An 18,183-nucleotide genomic window follows, 5' to 3' on the forward strand; every position below is an offset into this window, starting at 1 on the left:
TGCCAATCCTCGTTCAAGTCATCCAAGACTAGCGGGCTGCCGTCCGCCGGCATAGAGGCAAGCGGCCGCGTCGTGGCTTATTGCTGGCAGGGATCAATTGCGCGGTCTTTACTCCCAGAGATCGGTCTTGTGCCGATTCCCCTAGGAGAAGCTACGAAAATGAGCATAGTACGCACAGCGTTACCCCTGGTCCTGCTTACCAGTGTGTTGACTGGTTGTGCAGGTTTGCAAAAAACCGACTGGCCGAAATGTGCTGCCGTCGGGGGTATCACCGGTGCCGGCCTGGGCGCCATCGAGAGCTCCAGCTGGGCTGGCTGGGGTGCGTTGCTCGGTGGTGGGCTGGCGGCGGGCTACTGCTGGGCTCACGGCGATGGCGACGAGGACGGTGATGGCGTGCCGGACAGCCGTGACAAGTGCCCGGGCACGCCGCGCGGTGTGAAGGTCGATGCCGATGGCTGCCCGCCTGCGCCGCCTCCTGTGGTCGAAGAAGTGGTAGTGCAGAAGGAAGAAGTGATCGTCATTCGTGACGTGCATTTCGAGTTCAACTCTTCGCGCCTCACTGCGGCGGACAAAGAGCGCCTGAACACGATTGCCACTCGCCTGAAGCAGGAAGCGCCGAGCGCTCGTCTGTCCGTGACCGGCCACACCGACAGCGTCGGCTCCGACAAGTACAACCAGAAGTTGTCCGAGCATCGTGCCCACGCGGTAACCGACTACCTGATCGAAAGCGGTGTGCCTCGCGCGAGCTTCGTGTCGGTGGCAGGTGCTGGCGAAACCCAGCCAGTGGCGGACAATGCCACGGCCGAGGGGCGTGCCATGAACCGTCGCACCGAGATCAAGATCCAGCGTTGACGTCCCGGCGCCCGCGCCTTGAGAAGTGGCGCGGGCGCGTCTTTAATCCTGCTAGCCGGTTGCGGCCGATGACACAGGAGCATTCATCATGAGTGTAATGTCGAAGGCGGCGATGCCGTTGCTGTTGGTTACCGGCCTGCTTGCAGGCTGCGCCACCCACAGTGATGGCAGTGCGCCGCTCAATCAAAGGACTTGGCCCATCTGCAGCCTGCTCGGTGGTGCGGTGGGTGGTGGCCTTGGCGCCATCGAAAACTCGAGCTGGGCGGCAGGCCTCGGTGCCCTTGGCGCGATCACCGGCGGGCTGATCTGTTATGCCCAGGACGGCGACGAAGATGGCGACGGCGTGTTCGACCGTCGTGACTATTGCCCCGACACCCCCGCCAACACCCCGGTCGACAACATGGGTTGCCCGCTGCCGCAGTACCCACCGTCCCAGCCCGCACCGGAGCCCAAGCCTGAGGTGATCACTCTCGACGACCAGGGCCAGGTGATGTTCGCCTTCAACTCCGCCGACCTCACCCCAGGTAGCGAGGAGCGCCTGAAAAGCCTGCTGCCGCGCCTCAACGAGCTGGGGGTCACGCGCATCAAGGTGGTCGGGCATACCGACAACGTGGGTTCCGACAGCTACAACCAGGCGCTTTCCGAACGCCGCGCCGCCAGTGTCGCCGAGTACCTGATCAGTCAGGGCCTGGCACCGCAGAAGGTGACCAGCGAAGGCCGTGGCGCCCATGAACCCATCGCCGACAACGCCACTGATGAAGGGCGTGCGCACAACCGACGGGTGGACTTGCACCTCAACTGACTGCGCTGGCGTGTGCTTGGGCATACAGGTAGTGTTGGCTGCGCGGCACGCTTGCTCGGGCCGCGCAGCCATAACAATAAATAGACACGTAGGGGCGGGATATGAAGTTCATCCTGGGTCTGGGCAAGTTCCTGACCGTGGCGTTCTGGGGCGTGGTGCTGTTCAACCTGATGATGCCGCAACCGTTGCCGTTGAATCTGTTGATCAATGCCTTGGGCATTTTTGTGCTGAGCCTGCATTTTCTTGAAATGCTGTTTTTCAATGGCAGCCTGCGAGGCCGCAGCCATCGCTGGTTCGACCGGCTGCAGATCCTGCTGACCGGTATCTTTCATGTCATGTCCATTCCCCGTCCGCAGGAGGCACCTCGCCATGCGTAATTTGATGTTGCTGGCGATGCTGGCCGCCCCCATGGCCCAGGCACAGAGCCTGGAAGTTGCCCCCCATTCCATGCTGCGCCTGCCGAATAAATCGGCCAGCGTGCACCTGGAGCAATTGCGAGTGGCGGACTCGGCGACCTTGCTGTTGCCGGCCACATTGACCGATCTGAAGGTCGATCATCTGCAACTGGGCCGCGATGCGCGCATTGCCATCGCGCCCGCCGAAGCACCGCTGCTCATCGATGTTCGCAGAGCGGTGTTGGGCGAAGGCAGCGAGATCAGCGCGCCAGGAGCGCCCGGCACCTATGAACGTGCTGCCCGCTCTGGGCGCAGTCTGGAGTTGAAGCTTGCCGAGGTCGATGCCGAGCGCCTGGCCATCGATGCCCGGGGTGGCGCCGGAGCGCCAGGCTACGTGGGCCTTGATGGCGCCAATGGCCAGGCGGGAGGCTGTACCTGGGGCCAGGCGAGCAAAGGGGCGAATGGCGATGATGGTGGCAACGGGCATGACGGTGCGCCTGGCGGGCGGATTCGCCTGAGCCTGCCGCAGGGCTTCCCGCAGGAGCGCGTCATGGTCCGCCTGGAAGGCGGTGCGCCGGGCAAGGCCGGGGCTGCCGGCAAGGCCGGTAAAGGCGGGGCGAGCAAGGGCTGCCTGGTGTATCGCACCGATGCCGGGGCCAATGGCCGGCCGGGGCAGGAGGGGCAGCCTGGGTTGGCTGGCGCCGAGGGTGAACTGATCCTGCAGCGCCTCTGAGTTTGAACATCTGTCTTTAGAGATGTAGCGCCTGTGAGATCGAGCGCCGCCCGCGCGGCGCATCGCGAGCTGCGCTCGCTCCTACGTTTGTTTCGGGCCAGTAACGTCTGGGACAGACGTGCGCGAACACTTTGTTGGTACGACGCGATCTCGTGCCATGCGCCAAGGCGTACGCGCGCAAATCTCCCTGGACGAATTGGCCCGAAACAAACGTAGGAGCGAGCGCAGCTCGCGATGCGCCGCGCGGGCGGCGCTCGGTCTCAAAAACGCTGATAATCCAAAGCCGGACCTCTCAGACCAATAACCGTGAACTGGCCACTGCGACGACCGCCAGGCCAAGCAGCAGGTTGATCCCTACCATCCGCCGAATGCGCCCCAGCACGGCGGCGCCTGCCGGCCAGTCCTCGGCCAACACCGCCGCCTTCAGCTCCGGCAGCAGCAGTGCCTGGATGCGCATGAACAGCGCAAACATGGCAATCCCGCCGCCAATCATCACTTGCACATATTTGGGCGCTGTCTCGAAGCCGGTGAAACGCACGTGCAACATGCCGATACCACTTATCGCCAGAATCGCCACGGCCAGCCAGACCCAGACGAAGAAACGTCGGAAAACTTCCACCCACAACCGCAGCCGGGCAGGCCCTTCAAGGGCTGCAACCGTTGCCGGGCGCAGCACCAGCCAGGCGAAGAACATGCCGCCGATCCATACCACGGCGGCGAGGACATGCAATGTGTAGGGCAGGGCAAAGGCTAGCATCCGGATCTCCATGCGGCACAAAGGGCAATAGCGGGGTATGATAGCCGCCCCATGCGAAACACTGAAAATATATCCAGCCCTCCGGGCGCCTGCAGACCATGATCAGCAACGAACTCAAAGCCACCATCCAGGGCGCCTACACGCGTTTTCTCGAAGCCAAGAGCCTCAAGCCGCGGTATGGCCAGCGCCTGATGATCGCCGAAGTGGCCAAGGTGCTCGGCGACATCGCCTGTGACGACGACGGCCGCCGTGCCGGCGAGCCCGCCGTGGTTGCGGTGGAGGCGGGCACCGGTACCGGCAAGACGGTCGCCTACGCGCTGGCCGCGATCCCGGCCGCCAAGGCCGCTGGCAAGCGCCTGGTGATTGCCACCGCCACCGTGGCCTTGCAGGAACAGATCGTCATCAAGGACCTGCCGGACCTGATGCGTAACAGCGGCCTGAACTTCAGCTTCGCCCTGGCCAAGGGCCGCGGTCGCTACCTGTGCCTGTCCAAGCTCGACATCCTGCTGCAGGAAGGCCACGCGCAGTCGGCCACTGCCCAACTGTTCGAAGAAGAAGGCTTCCACATCGAGGTCGACGAACGCAGCCAGAAGCTGTTCAACAGCATGATCGAAAAGCTCGCCGGCAACCGTTGGGACGGCGACCGCGACAGCTGGTCGGAGGCCATCGAGGACCAGGACTGGGCGCGCCTGACCACTGACCACAGCCAATGCACCGGCCGCCACTGCCCGAATTTCCAGCAGTGCGTGTTCTACAAGGCCCGCGAAGGCATGGGCAAGGTCGATGTGATCGTCACCAACCACGACATGGTCCTGGCCGACCTGGCCCTGGGCGGTGGTGCGGTGCTACCCGACCCGCGCGACACAATGTATGTGTTCGACGAAGGCCACCACCTGCCAGACAAGGCCATCGGCCACTTCGCCCATTATTCGCGCCTGCGCTCCACTGCCGACTGGCTGGAGCAAACGGCCAAGAACCTGACCAAGCTGCTGGCCCAGCACCCGTTGCCGGGCGACCTGGGCAAGTACATCGAACAGGTGCCGGAGCTGGCGCGGGAAGTGCGCACCCAGCAGCAGTTCATGTTCACCCTGTGCGAGCAGGTCGCCGACTTCCGCCCGAGCGAGGACACCGAAGGCCGAGAGCGCCCGCGTTACCGCTTCGAGGGCGGCGTGGTGCCGGAGCAGATTCGCGAAGTCGGCATCGAGCTGAAAAAGGGCTTCGCTCGCCTCAATGACCTGTTCACCCGCCTGGCCGACCTGCTCAAGGAAGGCATGGACGGTGAGGTCAACATCGGCATCGCCAGCCACCAGGCCGAGGAGTGGTACCCGCTGTTCGGCAGCCTGGTCACCCGCGCCCAGGGCAACTGGGAGCTGTGGACCGCGTTCACCGCCGAAGACCCGGAAGACAGCCCGCCCATGGCGCGTTGGCTGACCTTGGCCGAAAGCGGCGCGCTGTTCGACATAGAGGTCAATGCGAGCCCGATTCTCGCCGCCGAAATGCTACGGCGCAGCCTCTGGAGTGTCGCCCACGGCGCCCTGGTGACCTCGGCCACGCTGACCGCGCTGGGCAAGTTCGACCGTTTTCGCATGCGCTCGGGGTTGCCCCGCGATGCCGTCACCTGTGTGGTCCCAAGCCCGTTCGTGCATGGCGATGCCGGCCTGTTGCGGGTCCCCGACCTCAAGGCCGACCCACGCGACGCAGCGGCACACACCGCGGCGATCATCCGCGAGCTGCCGAGCATCGTCGAAGATGCCCGTGGCGCACTGGTGCTGTTCTCTTCGCGCAAACAGATGCAGGAAGTGTTCGACGGCCTGGACCGTGACTGGCGCAAGCTGGTGCTGATCCAGGGCAACCTGTCCAAGCAGGAAACCTTGAACAAGCACAAGGCGCGGGTCGACGACGGCCAGCACAGTGTGCTGTTCGGCCTGGCCAGCTTCGCCGAGGGTGTCGACCTGCCAGGCGCCTATTGTGAGCATGTGGTCATCGCCAAGATCCCCTTCGCCGTCCCCGACGACCCGGTCGAAGCTGCCCTGGCCGAATGGATCGAAGCCCGCGGTGGTAACCCGTTCATGGAGATTGCCGTCCCCGACGCCTCGCTGCGCCTGATCCAGGCCTGCGGTCGCCTGCTGCGTACCGAGCAGGATCGCGGCGTCATCACCTTGCTGGATCGGCGCCTGGTCACGCAGCGCTACGGCAAGGCTATTCTCAATGCGCTGCCGCCATTCCGGCGGGAGATTTCCTGACGGCCGGAGCACGATGCGCCGGCCCGTTGTCCATTACTCAGTCGCGGGCCCATGAGGGCCTGGAAGGAGAGCCCCAGCCCTATGATCCGCCGTACCTTGCCCATGGTATTCACGCTGTTGTTCAGCACGCCCTTGCTGGCTGGCCAACAGACGCTGTTCAGCTTCGTCCGCCCGGCCTCGGTGGTCAATGTGGCGACCGAGGGTACCGGCATGCCGCAATACAATGCGGAGCAGACGGCCGAAGGCGAGGTGCTCAGGCGGGTGGTGTTCAACCCGGTCGAACGGCCGACCCTGCGCCTTAGCCCGCAGAGTGGCGTGTGGGACTGGTCGGCTGGGCAGTTCCTCACCTTGCGCATGCAAAGCGCCCAGGACTGGGCCTTGACCGTCGACGTCACGGTGCTCGGCAGCGATGGACGCACGCTGACCAGCCGTATCGATCTGCCTGCAGGGCCTGCGCAAACCGTCATGGTGCCGCTCAAGGCCAGTTCGCCGCTGAGCCAGGGCATGCGTGCCGGCCCGCCCATGCCATGGGCCTATGAAGGGCAGCGGTTGCTGTTGACCAGCAGTGCCGGTGAGGTAGACCTCAAGCAGGTGGTGTCGGTCAGCTTGACCATACCCAACCCGAAGGTGGCGCAGAACCTGCTGATCGAGAAGGTTGGCATCCAGGACGACGACCAGGCCTACCAGGCGGCCTACCACGAGTTGATCGATACCTACGGCCAGTCGACCCGGGGGCATTGGCCCGAGAAGATTGTCACAGACGATCAGCTCAAGGCTGCTGACACTCGCGAACAGCAGCAGCTCAAGAGCTGGCTGGCCGATCGTCAGAAGCAGCAACTGGACAGCTACGGGGGCTTGCAGGCCGGGCCGACTTTCGCCGCCAAGGGCTTCTTCCGCACGGAGAAGCGCGATGGCCGCTGGTACCTGGTCACGCCGGAAGGCCATCCGTTCTACTCGCTGGGCGTCAATGCCGTGGCCGCCGATGGCGGGCGCACCTATGTCGCCGGCCGCGAGGGGATGTTCAAGGCCTTGCCAGGTGAAGGTGACGCGCTGACGGCCTTTTATGGCGACGGCAACAACGACGATGGCAACGCCTCGTCGCAAGGGCGCAGCTTCAAGCAGGGGCGCTGGTTCGACTTCTACGCCGCGAACATCCAGCGCACCTATGGCAAGCCTTGCCTGCCAGCCGTCGAGGGGCAAGCGCCTCCCGTATGCCCACCGCTGGTACTGGACGCCGAGCGTTGGCAGGCTCATACGCTGGACAGGCTGCAGGCCTGGGGCTTCAACACCCTGGGCAACTGGAGTGACCCGGCCATCGGCCAGGCCAAACGCATGCCCTATACCTTGCCGCTGTCGATCGTCGGTGACTATGCCAGCATCAGCACCGGCATGGACTGGTGGGGCCGCATGCCTGACCCGTTCGACCCACGGTTTGCAATGGCCACGGAGCGCGCCGTGGCCATTGCCGCGCGGGATCACCGTGACGACCCCTGGCTAATCGGCTATTTCGCCGACAATGAACTGGCCTGGGCCGCGCCCGGGAGTGACCCCAAGGCGCGCTATGGCCTGGCCTATGGCACCCTGCGCCTGACCACCGACGTGCCGGCCAAGCGCGCGTTCCTGAAGCAATTGCGCGACAAGTATCGCAACCAGGAGGGGCTGTCCAAGGCCTGGGGCATCGACCTGCAGGCCTGGGAGCTGATGGAAGACCCAGGCTTCGAGGCGCCGCTGCCCAACCCCGAGCACCCGGAAATCGAGCGTGATTACCAGTATTTCCAGCAGGTATTCGCCGAAACCTACTTCAAGACTATTTCCGATGCACTGAAGTGGCATGCACCCAATCACCTGCTGCTGGGCGGTCGCTACGCCGTGAGCACACCGGAAGCGGTCAAGGCCTGCGCCGAGTTCTGCGATGTCTTGAGTTTCAACTTCTATACCCTCAAGCCCGAGGATGGCTATGACTTTGCCCGTCTGGCCGAACTCGACAAGCCGGTGCTGGTGTCCGAGTTCCAGTTCGGTTCCCGCGACCGTGGGCCGTTCTGGCCAGGGCCGGTGGAAGTGGCCAGGGAAGAGGACCGTGGGCCTGCCTACGGCAATTTCCTCAAGGCTGCCCTGGCACAGCCGATGATCGTCGGCGTGCATTGGTTCCAGTATCTCGACCAACCCGCCAGTGGTCGTCTGCTGGATGGCGAGAACGGCCACCTGGGCCTGGTGGCGATCACCGATGTGCCGTACCCGGGGTTCGTCGACGCGGTGCGCAAGAGCAATCTGCAGGCCGTTGGTCAGTTGCGCGGGGAGCTGGAGAAAAACGCTCCGTGAAGGTCTACCGGGGGCGCTCAGCGCCCCGGGCACAGATGACACCGCTGGTTCGGCACGGACCATCCGGCCTTGCCCAGTAGGCAAAAGCGCCAACTACTGAAACAATGCACGCCTTTGTCAGCAAGGTCGTACGGAGAACAGCGGGTGCAGATCCAGGGTCACTATGAGCTGAAGTTCGAAGCGGTGCGCGAAGCGTTTGCGGCATTGTTCGAGGATCCCCAGGAGCGTGGCGCGGCGCTGTGCATCCAGGTCGGTGGCGAGACCGTGGTCGACCTGTGGGCGGGCAGTGCCGACAAGGACGGCCAGCAGGCCTGGCACAGCGATACCATCGCCAATCTGTTTTCCTGCACCAAGACTTTCACCGCCGTGACGGCGCTGCAGCTGGTGGGTGAGGGCAAGCTTGCCCTGGATGCCCCGGTGGCGCGCTACTGGCCGGAGTTCGCCCAGGCCGGCAAGCAGAACATCACCCTGCGCCAGTTGCTGAGCCACCGAGCGGGCCTGCCGGCCATCCGCGAGCTGCTGCCGGCTGAAGCCCTGTATGACTGGCAGACCATGGTCGATGCCTTGGCTGCGGAAACGCCGTGGTGGACGCCCGGCACCGAGCATGGCTATGCCGCCATCACCTACGGCTGGCTGATCGGCGAACTGATCCGCCGCGTCGATGGCCGTGGCCCGGGTGAGTCGATCGTCGCCCGTACCGCCCGGCCGCTGGGTCTGGACTTCCATGTCGGCCTGGCCGACGAAGAGTTCCACCGTGTGGCACATATTGCCCGTGGCAAGGGCAACGCGGGTGATGCCGCAGCCCAACGCCTGCTGCAGGTGACCATGCGTGAACCCGAGGCACTGTCGACTCGCGCCTTCACCAACCCGCCAGCAATCCTGACCAGCACCAACAAGCCCGAATGGCGGCGCATGCAGCAGCCGGCGGCCAATGGCCACGGCAATGCACGCAGCCTGGCCGGCTTCTATGCGGGCCTGCTGGACGGCAGCCTGCTCGAATCCGAACTGCTCGACGAACTGACCCGCGAACACAGCCTCGGCCAGGATCGTACCCTGTTGACCCAGACCCGCTTCGGCCTGGGTTGCATGCTCGACCAGCCCGATGTGGCCAACGCCACCTTCGGCCTCGGCGCCCGTGCCTTCGGCCATCCAGGCGCTGGCGGCTCGGTCGGTTTCGCCGACCCGGAGCACGATGTGGCCTTCGGGTTCGTGGTCAATACCCTCGGCCCCTACGTGCTCATGGATCCAAGAGCCCAGCAGCTGGTACGCGTGCTTGGCACTTGCCTTTGATCGGGTAAAGCGGGTATTACGCAACCCCTTTGACTATCCTCAATGCCAACGCCTGAAGTGCGTTGGCAAAATATCTTTCAATTTCATGGTGTATCGCTGATGTCTTCACATAAAACCTTAGCTCTCGCCCTGTGCCTGGCCGCCATGACCGGTTGCGCCAGCCATTCCCAGGACGCCTCCAAGGACGGCGGCAGCAGCTGGTGGCCGTTCGGTTCGGACAAGGTTGCCGACAAGGAAGTGAAAGCGGCGGTTACTGAGAAAGTCGCCAAGGCCGACGCCAAGTCCGAGAGCGCCAGCCACTGGTGGTGGCCGTTTGGCGGTGACGACAAGCAGGCCAAAGGGCCGGTGGTGCCGAAGATTGATGAAAAGGCCACGCAGGCCTGGCTTGACCAGTACGAGCCGAAGCTGCGTGAAGCCGTCAAGGACAGCAAGCTGGAGCTGGAGCGCCGCGACAATGTGCTGGTGGTGACTATTCCGGTCGACAGCTCGTACAACCCGGATCGCCCGAACATGCTGTTGCCGATGACCTTGGGCCCGATCACCCGCGTGGCCAAGGCCGTCGAAGGTGACTCGAAAACTGCGGTGCTGGTACTGGGCCATGCCGACACCAGCGGTGTAGCAGCCGCCAACCAGAAGCTGAGCCTGGAGCGTGCCGCCTCGGTATCGGCCATCTTCCGCCTGAGTGGCCTGCAGCGGGACCGCCTGTCGCTCAAGGGCATGGGCTCGGAAATGCCACGTGCCGCCAACGACAGCGCTGAAGGCCGTGCTCTGAACCGCCGTGTCGAAATGTTGCTGACGCCGCAGAACACCATGGTTGCCCTGCTGGCCAAGTATCAGCAGGCAGCTCCGGTGGCAACCCCGGCTTCGATGGTTGCCGTGCAGGATGCCAAGGCGCCAGCCGCCAAGCCTGTCGAGACCAAGAAACCAGCCGCCAAGCCAGCTGCGAAGAAAGCCGCTGCCAAGCCTGCGGCGAAGGCCACCGCCAAGAAGAAAGCTGCGCCAGCCAAGCCAGCCGCCAAGAAAACCGCTACCGCTGACAAGAAAGTAGCCGCCAACAGCCCTGCGAAGACCAACTGATCGTCAAGGAAACGCAGCCATGACCCAATCCCTGGCCGATATGCGCCGCGACTACACCCGTGATGGCCTGGCCGAAGCCCAGGCCCCGGGTGAGCCGTTCGCCCTGTTCCACCAGTGGTTTGCCGATGCCGTGAAAACCGAGCAGCCACCGGTGGAGGCCAACACCCTGACCCTCGCCACGGTCGATGGCGAGGGCCGCCCGCACTGTCGTGTGTTGCTGCTCAAGGGCCTCGATGACCGTGGTTTCACTTTCTTCACCAACTATGACAGCGCCAAGGGCCAGCAGCTGCTGGCTAACCCGTTCGCTGCCATGACCTTCTTCTGGCCGGCGCTGGAGCGACAGGTGCGGATCGAAGGGCAGGTGGAAAAGGTCACGGCCAAGGAATCGGATGACTACTACCAGGTGCGCCCGTTGGGCAGCCGCCTGGGGGCCTGGGCTTCGCCGCAGAGCCGTGTCATTGCCAATCGTGAGGAACTCGAAGGCCTGGTCAAGGCCACCGAAGCGCGCTTCTCCGATACCCAGCCGCATTGCCCGGAACATTGGGGTGGCTACCGCTTGCTGCCTGAGCGGATCGAGTTCTGGCAAGGGCGGGCCAGCCGGCTGCATGACCGCCTGAACTACCGCCTGGTCGACGGCCAGTGGGCGCGCGAGCGCCTGGCGCCCTGAGATCCCGGGGCTGCCTGGCAGCCCCAGTCCCTCCTCTAGCCAGCACTTCTCACAGACGATGAAGTAATCCGTGGCTATTCTTGGTCTGAGCTGTAACGCCCGCATTACTGTCGGTACAAGGCTGTACAGGGGCTGAATGGAAATAATTTTTTTGTGCTGGCGCCGTGACAGCCGTCAACGCGCAGCGTCTAATGGACACCTGTTTTCTGGAGATTGTACCCATGCGTAAATCCGCTTTGCTGGTGGCGACTTTCACCACCATGTCGCTGCTGCTCGGTGGCTGTGCCTCGAGCCTGACCGGCGACAGCTACTCCCGTGATGAGGCCCGTCGCGTGCAGACTGTGCGCATGGGTACCATCGAATCCTTGCGCCCGGTCAAGATCGAAGGTACCAAGACCCCGATCGGTGGTGGTGCTGGTGCCATCGTGGGTGGCGTGGCCGGCAGCGCCGTTGGCGGCGGCCGTGGCAGCATCGTTGCAGCCGTGATCGGTGCCGTGGCCGGTGGCCTGGCGGGCTCTGCTGCCGAGGAAGGCCTGACCCGTACCCAGGGTGTGGAAATCACCGTGCGTGAGGACGATGGCAGCATGCGCGCTTATGTGCAGGCCGTGCAGGAGAATGAAATCTTCCGCGTTGGCGACCGCGTGCGCATCATGACCGTTGACGGTACCAGCCGCGTTTCGCACTGATCGTCGTGGCAATAAAAAACCCGAACGGGCCAGGCCTGTTCGGGTTTTTTTGTTGTCCTGCGCCGGCCTCTTCGCGGGCACGCGGCCTTGCCCCGCGAAGAGGCCGGTAGCTTTAGAGGCCGAGGATGTCGCGAGCCACGGCCTCGGCAATGCGGATACCATCCACACCCGCCGACAGAATCCCACCGGCATACCCCGCACCTTCACCTGCCGGGAACAGCCCCTTCATGTTCAGGCTCTGGAAGTCCGCGCCACGGGTAATGCGCAGTGGCGACGAGGTGCGCGTCTCGATACCGGTCAGCACCGCATCATGCAGGTTGTAGCCTTTGATCTGGCGGTCGAACGCTGGCAGCGCTTCGCGGATTGCCTCGATGGCAAAGTCCGGCAGGCTCGGCGCCAGGTCACCCAGAGTCACCCCTGGCTTGTACGACGGCTCGACGCTGCCCAGCGCGGTGGACGGCTTGCCAGCGACGAAGTCGCCCACCAGCTGCGCCGGTGCCTGGTAGTTGCTGCCACCCATGACGTAGGCGTGTGCTTCCAGTCGCTCCTGCAGCTCGATGCCGGCCAGCGGGCCGCCCGGGTAGTCGCGCTCGGGGTCGATGCCGACGACGATGCCGGAGTTGGCGTTGCGCTCGTTACGCGAGTACTGGCTCATGCCGTTGGTGACCACGCGGCCCGGTTCACTGGTGGCGGCGACCACGGTGCCGCCTGGGCACATGCAGAAGCTGTACACTGAACGGCCGTTCTTGGCGTGGTACACCAGCTTGTAATCGGCGGCGCCGAGTTTCGGGTGGCCGGCGTATTTACCCAGGCGCGCCTTGTCGATCAGGGTTTGTGGGTGTTCGATACGGAAACCCACCGAGAACGGCTTGGCTTCCATGTACACGCCCTTGGCGTGCAGCATGCGGAAGGTGTCGCGGGCGCTGTGGCCCAGGGCCAGGACCACATGGCGCGAGTGCAGCTGCTCGCCGCTTTCCAGCACCACGCCGGTCAGTTGGCCGTCTTCGATCAGCAGGTCGGTGACCTTTTCCTGGAAGCGCACTTCGGCGCCGAGGGCGATCATGTCCTGGCGCATCTGCTCGACCATGCCGGTCAGGCGGAAGGTACCAATGTGCGGTTTGTTGATGTAGAGGATCTCGTCCGGCGCGCCGGCCTTGACGAACTCTTCCAGGACCTTGCGACCGTGGTGGTTCGGGTCCTTGATCTGGCTGTAGAGCTTGCCGTCGGAGAAGGTCCCGGCGCCGCCTTCGCCGAACTGCACGTTGGACTCGGGGTTGAGCACGCTTTTACGCCACAGGCCCCAGGTGTCCTTGGTGCGCTGGCGCACTTCCTTGCCGCGTTCGAGGATGATCGGCTTGAAGCCCATCTGTGCCAGCAGCAGGCCGGCGAAGATGCCGCACGGGCCGAAACCGACCACGATCGGGCGTTGCTGCAGGTCGGTCGGGGCCTGGCCGACGAACTTGTAGGTGACGTCGGGTGCCACGCCGATGTTGTGATCGTCGGCGAACTTGCTGAGCAGCTCGGCTTCGTTGCTGGCTTCCAGGTCGATGGTGTAGATGAACAGCAGCTCACTGTTCTTCTTGCGCGCATCGTAGCTGCGCTTGAACAGGTTGAAGCTGAGCAGTTGCTCGTCGCGGATGCCCAGGCGCTGGACGATGGCTTCACGCAGGGCTTCGTCGGGATGGTCCAGGGGCAGCTTCAGTTCGGTGATTCGTAGCATGGCAGGGTCCAGTATCCCGGCCATGGGCGGCCGGCGGCTTTACACAAACCGCCAAGTATAAGCTTTTAGCCGCCCCGACTGGCAGGATAAAAGCGCCCGGCGATCAGTTGTCGCGCGCACCACCGTAGTAACCGCAGCCGCGCAGGGTCTGGCCGTCGATGCGCAGCTCGGCACGCAGGTGACGCACGGCGCCGGTGGCGCCATCGACGCAGCGTTGCGGGGCGACCCACAGTTCCACGTGCTGGCCGTTGGCTTCGCTGGTCAGGGTCAGGCCGCCGCCGGGCACTTCTTCTTCGAGGAACGGCAGGGGCAGCGGCTCCTTGCCGACGCGGTTGAGCACCATGCCCTTGCCGCTGGCCTTGATGTCCCAGTCCGGTTCGTGGCCATTGGCGCGCAGGGTCAGCTGCTTGAAGTTGGGGTCGTCGCAGGCGCGGGTGGAGGGCTCCAGGCGGTACAGGCGGCTGACTTCCAGCTGACCGTCGTTGTCGGCCTGTTTGGCGCCGGTGAGGCGGCCACGGACGTCGGCGAACAATTTGGCGTTGGCGTCCTTGGCCAGGCTGACGGACTCCTGGAGGATGCCGGTGCCGGCGACGTCATTGATCACGAAGTGGCGGCTTTCACCGCAGGGCTTGAACAACAGCCGGCCGCCGCCTGCGCTCAGTTCGCCCTGCATGCGCGTGGTACCGATGTTCGGGTCGCGGGGCTGCTCGGCCAGCAACTGGCAGCCGGCGAACAGGGGCAGCAGGGCAGTGAGCAGCAGGGTAGGGGTGAGGCGCATGGGGCGGGCTCCGGGGAATCTTTGCCAAATAGCTGGCCACGATACACGTCCTGCGGGCAGAAAAAAGGGCCCGAAGGCCCTTTTTCATTCAACCACCCAAGTAGGCGTCGCGCACCTTCGGGTCGGTCAGCAATGCCTCACCGGTGCCTTGCATCACCACCCGGCCGTTCTCCAGCACATACGCCCGGTCGGCGATCTTCAGCGCCTGGTTGGCGTTCTGCTCCACCAGGAACACCGTCACGCCATCGCGGCGCAGCTGTTCGATGATGTCGAAGATCTGCTGGATGATGATCGGTGCCAGGCCCAGCGAAGGTTCGTCGAGCAGCAACAGCTTGGGCTTGCTCATCAGCGCCCGGCCGATGGCCAGCATCTGCTGCTCGCCACCGGACATGGTGCCGCCACGCTGGATGTAACGCTCCTTGAGCCGTGGGAACAGCTGCAGGACCTTGTCCAGTTGCTCCTGGTAGTCGCCCTTGTCGGTGAAGAAACCGCCCATGGCCAGGTTTTCCTCGACGGTCAGGCGGGCGAACACGCGGCGGCCTTCCGGCACCACCGCGATGCTCTTGCGCATGATGTGCGAGGACGGCTGGCCTACCAGCTCTTCGCCAAGGTACTTGATGCTGCCGCTGTGCGCCTGGGGTGAGCCGCACAGGGTCATCAGCAAGGTCGACTTGCCAGCGCCGTTGGCACCGATCAGGGTGACGATCTCGCCCTGGTTGATCTCCACGTTGACGCTGTGCAGCGCCTGGATCTTGCCGTAGAAGGTGGAAACGTTCTCGAACTTCAGCATTTACGCTTCCCCCAGGTAGGCTTTGATCACGTCAGGGTTGTCGCGGATCTCCTCCGGCGTGCCGTGGGCCAGGGGCGTGCCCTGGTTGATCACGACGATGTGGTCGGAGATGCTCATCACCAGCTTCATGTCGTGCTCGATCAGCAGCACGGTGACGTTGTGCGACTCACGCAGGTAGGCGATCAGTGCCTTGAGGTCTTCGGTTTCTTTCGGGTTCAGGCCCGCGGCGGGTTCGTCGAGCATGATGATCCGTGGCTGGGTCATCATGCAGCGGGCGATTTCCAGGCGGCGTTGCTGGCCGTAGGCGAGGGTGCCGGCGGTACGGTTGGCGAATTCGGTCAGGTTGACCTTCTCCAGCCAGTACTGGGCGCGCTCCATGGCCTCCTTCTCGCTGCGGCGGAAGCTCGGGGTCTTGAACAGGCCGGCGAAGAAGTTGGTGTTCAGGTGACGGTGCTGGGCGATCAGCAGGTTTTCCAGCGCGGTCATTTCCTTGAACAGGCGAACGTTCTGGAAGGTGCGCACCACGCCCTTGCGCGCGATCTGGTGGCCGGCCAGGCCCTGGATCGGCTGGCCGTCGAGCAGGATGGTACCGCCGCTGGGCTTGTAGAAGCCGGTCAGGCAGTTGAACACCGTGGTCTTGCCGGCGCCGTTCGGGCCGATCAGCGCCACCACCTGTTTTTCCTTGACGGTCAGGGCCACGCCGTTGACCGCCAACAAGCCACCGAAGCGCATGCTCAGGCCGCTGACTTGCAGAATTTCACGGCTCATCGATGCAGCTCCATATGGGGGCGTTGCATAGGCAGCAGGCCTTGCGGACGCCAGATCATCATCAACACCATCAGCGCACCGAACATCAGCATCCGGTATTCGCTGAACTCACGCATCAGCTCGGGCAGCAGGATCATCACGATGGCCGCGAGAATCACGCCCAGTTGTGAGCCCATGCCGCCGAGCACGACAATGGCGAGGATGATCGCCGACTCGATGAAGGTGAACGACTCTGGCGTCACCAGGCCTTGGCGCGCCGCGAAGAAGCTGCCGGCGAAACCGGCGAAGCAGGCACCCAGGGTGAATGCCGAGAGCTTGATCACGGTGGGGTTCAGGCCCAGCGCACGGCAGGCGATCTCGTCCTCGCGCAGCGCTTCCCAGGCACGGCCGATCGGCATGCGCAGCAGGCGGTTGATCACGAACAGCGCCAGCAGGGCCAGCAGCAGGGCGACCAGGTAGAGGAAGATGACCTTGTTGATCGAGTTGTATTCCAGCCCGAAGAACTCGTGGAAGGTCTGCATCCCCTCGGCGGCGCGGCGCTCGAAGGTCAGGCCGAAGAACTCCGGCTTGGGGATGTTGCTGATGCCGTTGGGGCCGCCGGTCCAGTCGGTGAGGTTGCGCAGGAACAGGCGGATGATCTCGCCGAAGCCGAGGGTCACGATCGCCAGGTAGTCACCGCGCAGGCGCAGTACCGGGAAACCAAGCAGGAAGCCGAACGTGGCAGCCATCAGGCCGGCGATCGGCAGGCAGACCCAGAAGCTCCAGCCCAGGTAGTGCGAGAGCATCGCGTAGCTGTAGGCGCCGACGGCGTAGAAACCGACATAGCCGAGGTCGAGCAGGCCGGCCAGACCGACCACGATGTTCAGCCCCAGGCCCAGCAGCACGTAGATCAGGATCAGCGTGGCGATGTCGACCGCTCCGCGCGAGCCGAAGAACGGCCACACCAAAGCCGCTACGATCAGACCAATGATCACGTAGCGCTGGGTTTTCGGCAGGGTCAGGTAGTTGCTGACGGCTGGCGGAATCAGCTTGCGATCCGAGCCACGGCCCATCACCGCGCTCCACTGCTTGTCGAACAGCACGCGCAAGAACATCAGCACCGAACACACGGCGATGATGCTGATGGTGAACGAGCCCTGGCTGTGCACGATCAGGCTGATGCCGTCGATGCTCAGTTTCAGGCCCAGCACCGGGAAGGCCACGGCCCATACCAGCAAGGCGCTGAAGAACGCCTGTTTGAGATTTCTGTTCATACTTTTTCAACCTCCGGGCGGCCGAGGATGCCGGTCGGCCGGAACAGCAGGACAAGAACCAACAAGCCGAATGCCACCACGTCCTTGTACTGGTCGCCGAAGATGTCGGCGCCGAAGGCTTCGGCCACGCCCAGCACCAGCCCGCCGAGCATGGCGCCCGGGATGCTGCCGATGCCGCCCAGCACCGCCGCGGTGAAGGCCTTCAGGCCCACCAGGAAACCGGCGTTGGGGTTGATGACCCCGTACTGCATGCTCAGCAGCACGGCCGCCACGGCCGCCAGGGCGGCACCGATGACGAAGGTCAGGGCGATGATGTTGTTGGTGTTGATGCCCAGCAGGTTGGCCATCTTGATGTCCTCGGCGCAGGCGCGGCAGGCGCGGCCCAGGCGGGAACGGGAGATGAACAGGGTCAGGCAGGTCATGGCCACCAGGGTGACCACGAACACCAGGATCTGCATGTAGGAAACCAGGACCTCTTCCGCACCACCTGGCCCGAAGGAGATGCTTCCTGGGATCAGGTTGGGGATGGATTTGTCCTTCGAGTCTTGCGACAGCAAGACCGTGTTCTGCAGGAAGATCGACATGCCGATGGCGGAAATCAGCGGGATCAGGCGATTGCTGTTGCGCAGGGGGCGGTAGGCAACCCGTTCGATGCTGTAGCCATAGGCACTGGTGACGCAGATCGTCGCGACGAAGGCGACGGTCATCAGGATCGGCAGCGAATGGATACCCATCATGGCCAGGCCCGCCAGGGCGATGAAGGCCACGTAGGAACCGATCATGTACACCTCGCCGTGGGCGAAGTTGATCATGCCGATGATGCCGTACACCATCGTGTAGCCGATGGCGATCAAGGCATAGGTGCTGCCGATGGTCAATCCATTAACCAGTTGTTGGAAGAAATGGTAGATCTCAGGCATTACAGCGCTCCTAAAAACCTGATTTGCATTTCGCTGGCAGGGGTACGGCCAGGAAACCGCGGGTGACGGTTTTAAGATTTTCAGGTGGGTCGGCCCCCGGATCGCGGGGATCAGGCCCATGAACCTCGTAAAA

At 63.9% G+C, this 18,183-nt stretch carries 17 protein-coding genes; 10 read left to right on the plus strand and 7 right to left on the minus strand.

Annotation, left to right across the window (positions count from 1 at the left end):
* Window positions 1-159 precede the first annotated feature (159 nt).
* From C2H86_RS17665 to C2H86_RS17680, 4 genes are all read left to right on the plus strand, one after another.
* Entirely contained in the window at window positions 160-852 is a 693-nt protein-coding gene (locus tag C2H86_RS17665; protein ID WP_159409143.1) for an OmpA family protein, read from the plus strand.
* A gap of 88 nt (window positions 853-940) precedes the next feature.
* Window positions 941-1,654 (plus strand): OmpA family protein, encoded by a 714-nt coding sequence (locus tag C2H86_RS17670; protein ID WP_159409144.1) that lies wholly within the window; start codon window positions 941-943, stop codon window positions 1,652-1,654.
* 101 nt (window positions 1,655-1,755) lie between these two features.
* Window positions 1,756-2,031, plus strand: a complete 276-nt coding sequence (locus tag C2H86_RS17675) for a DUF1145 domain-containing protein (protein WP_159409145.1) — start codon at window positions 1,756-1,758, stop codon at window positions 2,029-2,031.
* A complete protein-coding gene (locus C2H86_RS17680) occupies window positions 2,024-2,782 on the plus strand; it encodes a collagen-like protein (RefSeq protein WP_159409146.1) in 759 nt (252 codons plus the stop codon). Before C2H86_RS17675 ends, C2H86_RS17680 begins: the two co-directional genes overlap by 8 nt.
* A 292-nt stretch (window positions 2,783-3,074) precedes the next feature.
* Here the strand turns inward: C2H86_RS17680 and C2H86_RS17685 are convergent, their stop codons facing one another.
* A complete protein-coding gene (locus C2H86_RS17685) occupies window positions 3,075-3,539 on the minus strand; it encodes a CopD family protein (protein ID WP_159409147.1) in 465 nt (154 codons plus the stop codon).
* Between the two features lie 98 nt (window positions 3,540-3,637).
* Between C2H86_RS17685 and dinG the strand changes: the two genes are divergently transcribed.
* From dinG to C2H86_RS17715, 6 genes are all read left to right on the plus strand, one after another.
* A complete protein-coding gene (dinG, locus tag C2H86_RS17690; RefSeq protein WP_159409148.1) occupies window positions 3,638-5,782 on the plus strand; it encodes an ATP-dependent DNA helicase DinG in 2,145 nt (714 codons plus the stop codon).
* Window positions 5,783-5,863: 81 nt separating this feature from the next.
* On the plus strand, window positions 5,864-8,101 hold the full coding sequence (locus C2H86_RS17695; protein WP_159409149.1) for a beta-galactosidase: 2,238 nt from the start codon (window positions 5,864-5,866) through the stop codon (window positions 8,099-8,101).
* A 144-nt stretch (window positions 8,102-8,245) separates the two neighbouring features.
* Window positions 8,246-9,391, plus strand: coding sequence for a serine hydrolase domain-containing protein (locus C2H86_RS17700; RefSeq protein ID WP_085675258.1), 1,146 nt, complete (start codon window positions 8,246-8,248; stop codon window positions 9,389-9,391).
* Window positions 9,392-9,490: 99 nt separating this feature from the next.
* Window positions 9,491-10,468, plus strand: a complete 978-nt coding sequence (locus tag C2H86_RS17705; protein WP_159409150.1) for an OmpA family protein — start codon at window positions 9,491-9,493, stop codon at window positions 10,466-10,468.
* A 19-nt stretch (window positions 10,469-10,487) separates the two neighbouring features.
* On the plus strand, window positions 10,488-11,135 hold the full coding sequence (gene pdxH, locus C2H86_RS17710) for a pyridoxamine 5'-phosphate oxidase (protein ID WP_159409151.1): 648 nt from the start codon (window positions 10,488-10,490) through the stop codon (window positions 11,133-11,135).
* A 221-nt stretch (window positions 11,136-11,356) separates the two neighbouring features.
* Window positions 11,357-11,821 carry a glycine zipper 2TM domain-containing protein gene (locus C2H86_RS17715; RefSeq protein ID WP_009684613.1) on the plus strand — a complete coding sequence of 155 codons (465 nt, stop codon included), beginning with the start codon at window positions 11,357-11,359 and terminating at the stop codon, window positions 11,819-11,821.
* Window positions 11,822-11,933: 112 nt separating this feature from the next.
* Here the strand turns inward: C2H86_RS17715 and C2H86_RS17720 are convergent, their stop codons facing one another.
* The 6 genes from C2H86_RS17720 to livH all read right to left on the minus strand — a co-directional run bounded on the left by C2H86_RS17720 (window position 11,934) and on the right by livH (window position 18,050).
* Window positions 11,934-13,541, minus strand: a complete 1,608-nt coding sequence (locus tag C2H86_RS17720) for an NAD(P)/FAD-dependent oxidoreductase (RefSeq protein ID WP_159409152.1) — start codon at window positions 13,539-13,541, stop codon at window positions 11,934-11,936.
* Window positions 13,542-13,644: 103 nt separating this feature from the next.
* Complete coding sequence (locus C2H86_RS17725; RefSeq protein WP_159409153.1) at window positions 13,645-14,319, minus strand: COG3650 family protein; 675 nt, start codon at window positions 14,317-14,319, stop codon at window positions 13,645-13,647.
* An 88-nt stretch (window positions 14,320-14,407) separates the two neighbouring features.
* On the minus strand, window positions 14,408-15,109 hold the full coding sequence (locus tag C2H86_RS17730; RefSeq protein WP_003254879.1) for an ABC transporter ATP-binding protein: 702 nt from the start codon (window positions 15,107-15,109) through the stop codon (window positions 14,408-14,410).
* Complete coding sequence (gene livG, locus C2H86_RS17735) at window positions 15,110-15,877, minus strand: high-affinity branched-chain amino acid ABC transporter ATP-binding protein LivG (RefSeq protein ID WP_003254878.1); 768 nt, start codon at window positions 15,875-15,877, stop codon at window positions 15,110-15,112.
* The gene (locus C2H86_RS17740) at window positions 15,874-17,130 is read right to left on the minus strand and encodes a high-affinity branched-chain amino acid ABC transporter permease LivM (protein WP_159409154.1); all 1,257 of its coding nucleotides are present in this window, start codon (window positions 17,128-17,130) and stop codon (window positions 15,874-15,876) included. The genes livG and C2H86_RS17740 overlap by 4 nt, the downstream gene beginning before the upstream one ends.
* Complete coding sequence (gene livH, locus C2H86_RS17745; protein WP_054886946.1) at window positions 17,127-18,050, minus strand: high-affinity branched-chain amino acid ABC transporter permease LivH; 924 nt, start codon at window positions 18,048-18,050, stop codon at window positions 17,127-17,129. The genes C2H86_RS17740 and livH overlap by 4 nt, the downstream gene beginning before the upstream one ends.
* Window positions 18,051-18,183 lie beyond the last annotated feature (133 nt).

This window comes from Pseudomonas putida, assembly GCF_009883635.2.
Taxonomy (GTDB): Bacteria; Pseudomonadota; Gammaproteobacteria; order Pseudomonadales; family Pseudomonadaceae; genus Aquipseudomonas; species Aquipseudomonas putida_W.

What these genes read in the sequence shown, in the direction of transcription:
- C2H86_RS17670 (WP_159409144.1), top strand. Translation starts at nt 941, where the DNA reads ATGAGTGTAATGTCGAAGGCGGCGATGCCGTTGCTGTTGGTTACCGGC.
- livG (WP_003254878.1), bottom strand. Translation starts at nt 15,877, where the DNA reads ATGAGCCGTGAAATTCTGCAAGTCAGCGGCCTGAGCATGCGCTTCGGT.
- C2H86_RS17685 (WP_159409147.1), bottom strand. Translation starts at nt 3,539, where the DNA reads ATGCTAGCCTTTGCCCTGCCCTACACATTGCATGTCCTCGCCGCCGTG.
- C2H86_RS17725 (WP_159409153.1), bottom strand. Translation starts at nt 14,319, where the DNA reads ATGCGCCTCACCCCTACCCTGCTGCTCACTGCCCTGCTGCCCCTGTTC.
- C2H86_RS17665 (WP_159409143.1), top strand. Translation starts at nt 160, where the DNA reads ATGAGCATAGTACGCACAGCGTTACCCCTGGTCCTGCTTACCAGTGTG.
- C2H86_RS17675 (WP_159409145.1), top strand. Translation starts at nt 1,756, where the DNA reads ATGAAGTTCATCCTGGGTCTGGGCAAGTTCCTGACCGTGGCGTTCTGG.
- C2H86_RS17740 (WP_159409154.1), bottom strand. Translation starts at nt 17,130, where the DNA reads ATGAACAGAAATCTCAAACAGGCGTTCTTCAGCGCCTTGCTGGTATGG.
- livH (WP_054886946.1), bottom strand. Translation starts at nt 18,050, where the DNA reads ATGCCTGAGATCTACCATTTCTTCCAACAACTGGTTAATGGATTGACC.
- dinG (WP_159409148.1), top strand. Translation starts at nt 3,638, where the DNA reads ATGATCAGCAACGAACTCAAAGCCACCATCCAGGGCGCCTACACGCGT.
- pdxH (WP_159409151.1), top strand. Translation starts at nt 10,488, where the DNA reads ATGACCCAATCCCTGGCCGATATGCGCCGCGACTACACCCGTGATGGC.
- C2H86_RS17715 (WP_009684613.1), top strand. Translation starts at nt 11,357, where the DNA reads ATGCGTAAATCCGCTTTGCTGGTGGCGACTTTCACCACCATGTCGCTG.
- C2H86_RS17720 (WP_159409152.1), bottom strand. Translation starts at nt 13,541, where the DNA reads ATGCTACGAATCACCGAACTGAAGCTGCCCCTGGACCATCCCGACGAA.
- C2H86_RS17695 (WP_159409149.1), top strand. Translation starts at nt 5,864, where the DNA reads ATGATCCGCCGTACCTTGCCCATGGTATTCACGCTGTTGTTCAGCACG.
- C2H86_RS17730 (WP_003254879.1), bottom strand. Translation starts at nt 15,109, where the DNA reads ATGCTGAAGTTCGAGAACGTTTCCACCTTCTACGGCAAGATCCAGGCG.
- C2H86_RS17705 (WP_159409150.1), top strand. Translation starts at nt 9,491, where the DNA reads ATGTCTTCACATAAAACCTTAGCTCTCGCCCTGTGCCTGGCCGCCATG.
- C2H86_RS17680 (WP_159409146.1), top strand. Translation starts at nt 2,024, where the DNA reads ATGCGTAATTTGATGTTGCTGGCGATGCTGGCCGCCCCCATGGCCCAG.